Source organism: Arthrobacter sp. TB 26 (assembly GCF_000427315.1).
In the GTDB taxonomy this organism is placed as follows: Bacteria; Actinomycetota; Actinomycetes; order Actinomycetales; family Micrococcaceae; genus Arthrobacter.
Map to the genome: position 1 here is coordinate 1 of NZ_AUPJ01000072.1, position 4698 is coordinate 4698.

Annotated in this window: 5 protein-coding genes; 3 read left to right on the plus strand and 2 right to left on the minus strand. The window is 65.6% G+C overall.

The window, feature by feature from the left end:
• Nucleotides 1-484 (minus strand): IclR family transcriptional regulator (locus tag K789_RS0101495; protein ID WP_024365198.1); only part of this gene is annotated, 484 nt, incomplete at its 3' end.
• A 182-nt stretch (nucleotides 485-666) separates the two neighbouring features.
• Between K789_RS0101495 and K789_RS0101500 the strand changes: the two genes are divergently transcribed.
• The 3 genes from K789_RS0101500 (at nucleotide 667) to K789_RS0101510 (ending at nucleotide 4259) form a co-directional block, all read left to right on the plus strand.
• Nucleotides 667-1203 (plus strand): flavin reductase family protein, encoded by a 537-nt coding sequence (locus tag K789_RS0101500; protein ID WP_024365199.1) that lies wholly within the window; start codon nucleotides 667-669, stop codon nucleotides 1201-1203.
• A 60-nt stretch (nucleotides 1204-1263) separates the two neighbouring features.
• Nucleotides 1264-2718 carry a 4-hydroxyphenylacetate 3-monooxygenase, oxygenase component gene (gene hpaB, locus K789_RS0101505; protein ID WP_024365200.1) on the plus strand — a complete coding sequence of 485 codons (1455 nt, stop codon included), beginning with the start codon at nucleotides 1264-1266 and terminating at the stop codon, nucleotides 2716-2718.
• A 185-nt stretch (nucleotides 2719-2903) separates the two neighbouring features.
• Nucleotides 2904-4259 carry an MFS transporter gene (locus K789_RS0101510; RefSeq protein ID WP_024365201.1) on the plus strand — a complete coding sequence of 452 codons (1356 nt, stop codon included), beginning with the start codon at nucleotides 2904-2906 and terminating at the stop codon, nucleotides 4257-4259.
• An 80-nt stretch (nucleotides 4260-4339) separates the two neighbouring features.
• On the opposite strand, the gene K789_RS21995 is transcribed toward K789_RS0101510, so the two are convergent.
• A complete protein-coding gene (locus K789_RS21995; protein ID WP_128081532.1) occupies nucleotides 4340-4675 on the minus strand; it encodes a hypothetical protein in 336 nt (111 codons plus the stop codon).
• Nucleotides 4676-4698 lie beyond the last annotated feature (23 nt).

Sequence of the window (4698 nt, forward strand, 5' to 3'; positions counted from 1 at the left end):
CGGCGGCCCATTCCTGTTCTGACAGGGCCGACTGGATTGCGATGCCGGGGGCGCCGGCGCTGATCGGATGCCGGGAGCCCGGATGCTGGACGACCGTGGCCCCGGTGTGCCGCGGATCCACGGTGACCAGGGTGACGCATTCCTCGTGGTCCCAGACGGCGACGAAAGCGCTCATCGTCAGCGCATTGGCGAGCTGGGTGAGCTCCGGCAGGGCCGCCGTCTGCAGGTTCCGCGACACCCCGCGGGCCAGGACGGCCAGGCCCGGGCCGGGCTGGACCCGGCCGCGGTCGTCGCGCACCAGCAGCGAGTGGTCCTCCAGGGTGCGGAGGATGCGGTAGGCGACGGAACGGTGCACCCCCATCGCATCGGCGAGTTCGGCGATGGTTAGCGGATGCTGGGCGTCGGCAAGGATCTCCAGGGCGCGGATGCCGCGCGACAACGTCTGGGACGGGGAAGCCTGGGCGCTGCCGGCGGTCGGGGTCATGGGTCCATCCTAGGTGCGGGCGGCGGTGAGGCCGGGAGGCGCCGTGGGGCCCTTGTGCTCGGCCTCACAGTGCGCTAGCGTTCTATATGGGAACGATGTGTTCGATTATAGAACACGAATAGGAACAAAGACAGACAGGGCGCATCCCCCACAACGCCGTCGCCATTCGCAAGGGATCATTGATGATTGCCAAGCCCCGCACCGAGCCCGTCCCGGTTGTTCCGGGCCGTATGTCCGCGCCCCGGTCCCACCACTTCCGCGGCAGCCTGGGCCGGTTCGCCACCGGTGTAGCGATCGTGACTTTCGACGGCGTCACGAAGCGCCGCGGCATCACCGTCAATTCCTTCACCTCCGTGTCCATGGACCCGCCGCTCGTGCTCGTCAGCATCGCCCGCGCCGCGAAGGCCCACGACGAGCTCGCAGGCCGGCCTTTCTCTGTCAACATCCTGGGTGCGGAGCAGCGCCAGCTTGCGATGCACTTCGCCGGCCGTCCCGGGCCCGAGCCGCTCTGGGTCGAGGGCGAAACAGCGCCGCGGCTATCCAATGTGCTCGCCTACTTTGAATGCAAGCCCTGGGCGGCGTACGACGGCGGCGACCACACGCTGTACATCGGTGAGGTGGTGGACTTCAACTACCGCAACGGCGATGCGCTGGCCTTCGCGAACGGCACCTTCACCACCATCCCGGAAAGCCAGCTGGGGATGGAAGACCTGCTCTGACCCTCCGCAGTTCAACTCAGGCCCTTTCGGCACAGCTCAACGATGACTGGAGAAGCAACCATGGGTATCCGTACCGGACAGCAGTACCTGGACAAACTCAACGACATGACGCCCCACGTGGTGATCGACGGTGAGGTTGTCAGTGAAAAGATCGCTGAGCACCCCGCGTTCCGCAACGTGGCACGCTCCTACGCGAAGCTCTTCGACATGCAGCACGACCCCAGGTACCAGGACGCGCTGACGTACACCTCGCCCACCACCGGCGACCTCGTCAACGCCTCCTTCCTGGTACCGAAGACCGTCGAGGACCTCGAGCGCCGCCGCCGGGCCATCTCCACCTGGGCCGAGTCCTCCAACGGCTTCCTGGGCCGCTCCGGCGACTACATGAATTCCTCGCTCACCGCCCTCAGCACGGCCGAGAAGTGGTTTTCCCAGGCCGATCCCAAGTTCGGCGAGAACATCCACAACTACTACGAGTGGGCCCGTGAAAACGACGTCCTGGCCACGCACACTCTGATCCCGCCGCAGGTCAACCGCTCGGTCTCCGGATCCGAACAGCTCGGGGGCCAGCTTTCGGCCCGGATTGTGGAGGAGCGCGAGGACGGCATTGTCATCCACGGCGCCCGCATGCTGGCCACCATCGCCCCGATCGCGGACGAGCTCCTGGTCTTCCCTTCCACGGTGCTTCGCGGCACGCCGGACGACGCGCCCTACTCCTACGCGTTCGCCATCCCCAACGACGCTCCGGGCCTGCGCTACCTGTGCCGCACCTCGCTGTACAACGGCGGAAGCACCCACGACGAGCCGCTCGCCTCCCGCTACGAGGAGATGGATGCCGTCGCGATCTTCGACCATGTTTTTGTCCCCAACGAGCGCATCTTCATGCTCGGCAACCCGCAGCTGTGCAACGGTTTCTATTCCGAAACCGGCGCCGCCGCACTGATGACGCACCAGGTAGTCACCCGCACCATCGCCAAGAGTGAGTTCTTCCTGGGCCTGGCCTCCGAACTCGCCGACTCGATCGGCATCGACGGCTTCCAGCACATCCAGGAGGATATCGCCGAACTGATCGTCGACGTCGAAATCGGCAAGGCGCTGGTCCGGGCTTCCGAGGTGGACGCGCAGCTCAACGAGGCCGGCGTTATGCTCCCGAAGTGGTCCACGCTGAATGCCGCCCGCAACTGGTATCCGAAGGTCGCCCAGCGCTTCCCGCAGATCATCCGCAAGTTTTCCGCCTCCGGGCTCATGGCGCTTCCCGGCGAAGCGGACGTCAACAGCGACGCCCGTGCCGACATCGAGATGTACCTGCAGGGCAAGTCGCTGACCGGTCCCGAGCGCGTCCGGCTGTTCAAACTGGCCTTCGACGCCTCGGTCTCCGGCTTCTCCGGCCGGCAGTCGCTCTACGAATACTTCTTCTTCGGTGATCCGGTGAGGATGGCCGGCGCGATGGTGAACAGCTATGACCGCGAGCCCGTGCGGGCCCGGGTCCGGGAGTTCCTCAACCGCGCCGACTGACGGGCAACTCCGTCGTCATTTAGGGGCGGCGGAGAAGCTTTTTCCAAAGATGTGTGACCTGGCACATATTTCATAGTAGTATTCTGAATACTAACTGACCGTTCGATCAGTAAATCCAGAGGCATTCAGTTATTCTTTTCGCACCCACCCCGGGCAGCACCTCTGCCCCCAGCAACGGAGTTCCAATGACCGCAACTTCAAGTGTCGATTCTGAGGCGGGCCCCAGCAGCAAGCACGAGGAACGCAAGGTCCTCGCGGGCACCTTGGTCGGGACCACCATCGAGTGGTACGACTTCTTCATCTTCGCGCAGCTGACAGCGACGCTGCTGTCACCGCTGTTCCTGGCACCGCTGAACGCCTCGAACCCGGGCCTGGCGCAGATCCTGTCCTTTGCCCTCATTGGCATCAGCTTCCTGTTCCGCCCGCTCGGTGCCATCGTCGCCGGCCACCTCGGTGACCGGCTCGGCCGCAAGGCCATGCTGGTCTTCACCCTCATCATGATGGGTGCCGCCACGGCGCTGATCGGCATGCTGCCGACCTACGCCCAGATCGGCTTCTGGGCTCCGGTCCTGCTCATCCTGCTCCGTGTCATCCAGGGCTTCTCCGCCGGCGGTGAATGGGGCGGCGCCGCCCTGATGGCTGTCGAGCACGCTCCCAAGAGCAAGCGCGGCCTGTTCGGCGCGTACCCGCAGATCGGTGTTCCGGTCGGCATGATCCTCGCCACCGGCCTGCTCTACTTCCTCAACACGTCCATGTCCAAGGAGGACTTCGCGTCCTGGGGCTGGCGTGTGCCGTTCCTGCTCTCCATCGTGCTGATCGTCGTCGGCTACCTGATCCGCCGCGCCGTGGCCGAGAGCCCGGTCTTCAAGGAACTGTCCGAGCGCAAGGAGGAGAGCAAGGCGCCCCTGGGCGAGCTCATCCGGAAGCACAAGAAGGCCGTCCTCTACTCGACGATGATCTTCATCGGCAACAACGCTGCCGGCTACCTCCTGATCGCGTTCTTCATCTCCTACGCCACCAAGTCCCTGAAGATGCCTGTCGCGCAGATCCTGCTGGCCACCACGCTGGCTTCCTTCGGCTGGCTGATCTTCACCCTCGTCGGCGGCTGGCTCTCGGACAAGATCGGCCGCGTCAAGACGTTCCTGATCGGCTACGGCATTGTCTTCGCCTGGATGATCCCGATGTTCGCTCTGATCGACACCAAGAACATCGTGCTCTACGGCGTCGCACTGTTCGTCCTGACCATCGGCCTGGGCCTGTCCTACGGCCCGATGTCCGCGATGTACGCCGAGATGTTCCCGGCAAACGTGCGCTACTCGGGCATCTCGATCGGCTACGCCTTCGGCGCCATCCTGGGCGGTGCGTTCGCGGCCACCATCGCGGAGGCCCTGCTGCAGGGCACGGGGTGGACCGGTTCCATCGGTATCTACATCATGATCCTCTGTGTCATCTCCGCCGTCGGTGTCCTCCTCGCCGGGGAAACCAAGGGCCGCCCGCTCGGCGTCGTCCACCACGCGCCGGCTGAAACGGCAAAGCACTAGCAAGCAGCTAGACATGGGGGCGCGGGCCGCAAGGTCCGCGCCCTAACCAACGCGGGGTCACTCCGCGCCCATCCTGAGCCTTAGGACGGGCGCGGAGTGACCCCGCGTTGGTGTTCAGGCGGGCCGGGCATCCAGCAGCCGGACGACGTCGTCGTCCCGCACCTGACGGAAGGTGCGATGACGTTCCGGCCTCCCAACGGCAGCCGCGGCCCCGGGTAGGCCCCTGCGCGGCGCAGCAGTTCTGCCCGTTCGGTGCTTTCCACCTCCTCCAGCGCGGACCTGCTCACGCCGACGGCCAGGAGCCGGTCCACAAGGTCCCGGTTCAGGACCCGCACCACCGCGCCGTTGGCCGGTGCCAGGGCGCCGAAAGCCGTTTCCCCGTGTCCGGGAACCCCCAGCTTGCAGACCGGAAGCACGTCCCACGGCAGCCGCAGCGCGG

Bases quoted from the DNA above. Each gene is read 5' to 3' on its own strand.
- K789_RS0101500 (WP_024365199.1), top strand. From the start codon at position 667: ATGATTGCCAAGCCCCGCACCGAGCCCGTCCCGGTTGTTCCGGGCCGT.
- hpaB (WP_024365200.1), top strand. From the start codon at position 1,264: ATGGGTATCCGTACCGGACAGCAGTACCTGGACAAACTCAACGACATG.
- K789_RS0101510 (WP_024365201.1), top strand. From the start codon at position 2,904: ATGACCGCAACTTCAAGTGTCGATTCTGAGGCGGGCCCCAGCAGCAAG.